1 protein-coding gene and 1 pseudogene are annotated in these 3,243 nt (G+C 46.9%); both read right to left on the bottom strand.

The window, feature by feature from the left end:
- Positions 1–2,893 (bottom strand): annotated as a pseudogene (locus ABW391_RS24065) (hypothetical protein); the annotation flags it as partial.
- Between the two features lie 169 nt (positions 2,894–3,062).
- Positions 3,063–3,243 (bottom strand): hypothetical protein (locus tag ABW391_RS24060; protein WP_353484452.1); only part of this gene is annotated, 181 nt, incomplete at its 5' end.

Genomic DNA, 3,243 nt, shown 5'->3' with positions numbered 1-3,243 from the left:
AACAGTTGTCTTTGCCGTTGATCACCATTTTCAGGTTGGCCAAGCAATCGCCACCATCGCGGATACAGAATTTAGCTGTAGCGCCAGTTACAACTGGACGAGTATCGTCGTATACTTTAATGATCTGGGTATAGATGAAGCTGTGGATGTACTCACCTGCTATTTGGCAGAAAGGAGGAGTGATGCGGATGTCATCAGCGTTGTTAGGAATCAAATCCTTAGAAACGTAGAATTCTTCGTTCAAGTCACGGTTGGCATCACGTACCAATACATAAAGTGGTGCTTTGCCGTAATTGCCAAAAGAGCCACGTTCGATGACCGAGACGTTGGTTTGCTGAAGTGGGTCACCACAACGGTCGTCGTAAGTACACCAGTTGATTACGGAGTAAGTACGGAAGATCTTGTAGCACTCATTGTCAGAAGCGTCATAACGCTTGTCGGTTACGTTTACAGACAAGATGTCGCAAGACAATTCATCCGTGACCACTGTATCAATGATTGGAGTATTACAATCAGCAGATGCATCTTTAGGGAACTTGATGTCGTATTGGTGGATCGCACGTACGGTGATCGTCTGCGCGCAGTTGATCTTGATGGGGCCTTTCGCCGTTTGCTTGGTCAATGCCCAGTTGCGGACGATGGTTCCGTAACCACACTTCAGGGTCTTCACAACCGTATAAGCCGTGTCCATCGCAGCACAATCGTTGCCAGAAGTGATTTCTACATCACCGAAGCAAAGTGCAGATACCGCTTTGTTGTCGATTTTCTCCAGGCACTTCTCATCGCAATCTACCGTGATGTCAAAAGGAGCAACACAAGTAGGTGCTACCTTGTCTTCAATCTGGATTTCTTCCCAGCAGTAGCTGCGGTTGCCTTCAATGTTGCCATTGTACCCGTAAGCGTTGTCTGAACCCCACAATTCTACAGTAACATTTGCAGCTACGTCGCCGCAGAAGAACTCTACTACGTCGGTCAGCGGAGTCATCAACTTGCCGCCTTTCAGTACGAATGTTTCGCCGAAGTCTTTGAAGTCGCCGTCGCCGTTGATGTCGATACCGTCAGCGCCAGCTTGCAGCGTTTCATCTACACCATTGACGGTGTCGTTGTAATCCCCATCTGCGTTGATGTCGTTGCCTTTGGCAGCGTCCAATGTGCCGTTGTTGTTGCTGTCATAACCCTTCGCAATGAAGCTTGCTGCCAAGGCAGCAGGTACATTACGGCGTGCCTTGATCCAGGCCAGTTTGCAGTTGTCCCATGAACCCTCGTTCAGGTCTTCTACCGTTACTTGTGCATAACCAGCGGTGTAGCCATTGCCATTGCTCAGGGATACGTTCAACTGATCGTCACACTTCATTACAGGTGCAATACCGTCATACACGAAAAATTCGAAAGAGTCGCGTTTTGCGTTGTAACAACCATCCGACATGTCGATGATCAAACGGTGAGAACCTGTTGGCAACCCGATCATGGTACCATTCATGATTGCGTAATCCACCTTATCCCATACATTACTAGCAACCAGGATGCCCTTCACGTAGCGATCCTGAGTTTTTACGCTTACGGTTACGTTGCCCAATGAGCAATTGTCCGCAATGGTGTAACCAAAGGTCTTTTTGATGCCCGCTACTGAAGTTGGGATCGCAGCCGTGCAATCCATTGGTCCAGTTGAGATTTCCACCACTGGAAGTTGAGCTGGATTCCGGTAAGGTGCACCGTTTACAAATGCAGGAGCAGTCAGCGTTGGCGCCTTGTCGTCGGTGATTTTGATCAGTACGCGCAGGGTGTCGATAACGCCACCAGCACACCAATCAAATACAAAAATCTCGCGGCTGATCTTCAAACCTTTGCCGCCACAAGTAGGAAACTCGGTATCCTTGATTTGTACAGAATAGTTGCATTCTGCTTCATCCAGGTAGATGTCACGCTTGGTGGTGCTGTTGTAGAAGTAGCTGCGGAAAGAAGGCATTACGTCTACTTTCTTGATCAAGCTCTTGTCGGGCGTACAAGAAGTGTACTGTACTACCCAATCGTAACCTGGAGCAGCTGCATTAGCATCAGTGCCACATGTGCCATTACCACGGAACTTCAGTTCATTGTCGATAGAGAAAGGTGCTGGTATTCCAACACACTGATCAGCCAATACCACAGCAGGACGTTTGAATGGAATCACCTGTACCACGCTAGAGCGCATGCCATTGCAATCGGTAGCTACCCATTCGCGGTAGATCCGTGCATAGACGTTGCCATTCGTTTTCAGGTCTGCGCAGGAGTAGTAAACCACTTTGTCGCTCCACTTCAGGGTAGTGCGGCAACCACAGCTGAAGCAGTTGTCTTGAAAGTTGGGGTAACCCAGGTTCTTGATGTTGTCAGGCGCAGTGTTGGGTGCATTAGGCCCTTCCGCATACAAAATGGTCTGGGGACTGGTAGCGGCAGCCATCGGAGAGGCCGTTGTACCTACATTACCAATCGTCAGGCGGTTGTTCAAAACGTAATTTACGTCGAAACAAGCCAAGGTGTCGAGGGTAAGGAAATTGGTGCTGAACAACCGCGGTGCAGTCTTGTCTTCGGCAGTTACTTTGCCCCAGCAGATTACAGTTGCATCTGCTGCAGAGCTTGTAAACAAGCCATACGTCCATACACCAGCGCAATTGATGACGTTGTCATTGCCGATGTTGTCCATAACGCGTACGTAACCTGAGAGGCAACTGACGCCGTCAGATACGAGGTTAGGGTTAAGTGCAAATTGGCAGTTCTGATCCAGAGTGACTGTAACATTGCTACAACTGCAAGATTGTGCTACAGCCAAATTGGAACCAAACAACCATGTAGCCAATACCAGCAAGCCCATGCTCGCCGATTTGGTAATCCAGTTAGTAAAGAACAATTTTTTCATAAGTTATGATAAAAAGTTAGTGAATAATGGGATATGAAAAGTTAGCCAAACAAAAACCTCAAAAAACTTGAATATGCCCCTTTTACCTAAAGGGCACTAACTCTTTCGAAATGCGAAGGAATCACAAAAAACACAAACTATTAACTATTGGAGGACAAAGAGGAATGCACTACATTTTGAATTCTATAGAGCGAAATTTCATGTAGTTTTTTTTTAAAAACAAAGGAGCATCTTGTGCTAAAAATTTAATTTTATTTCCACCTTTTACCTCACAAGTAGATTTGAAATAACCAGGTAAACCACCAGCAGCCATACCAATATGGATACAAGTGAGTTGTGATGGAGTTGTG

This window comes from Haliscomenobacter sp., from assembly GCF_040403615.1.
In the GTDB taxonomy this organism is placed as follows: domain Bacteria; phylum Bacteroidota; class Bacteroidia; order Chitinophagales; family Saprospiraceae; genus Haliscomenobacter.
Note: the sequence above shows the minus strand (reverse complement) of the source record. Positions and strands in the feature narration are given on the sequence as shown.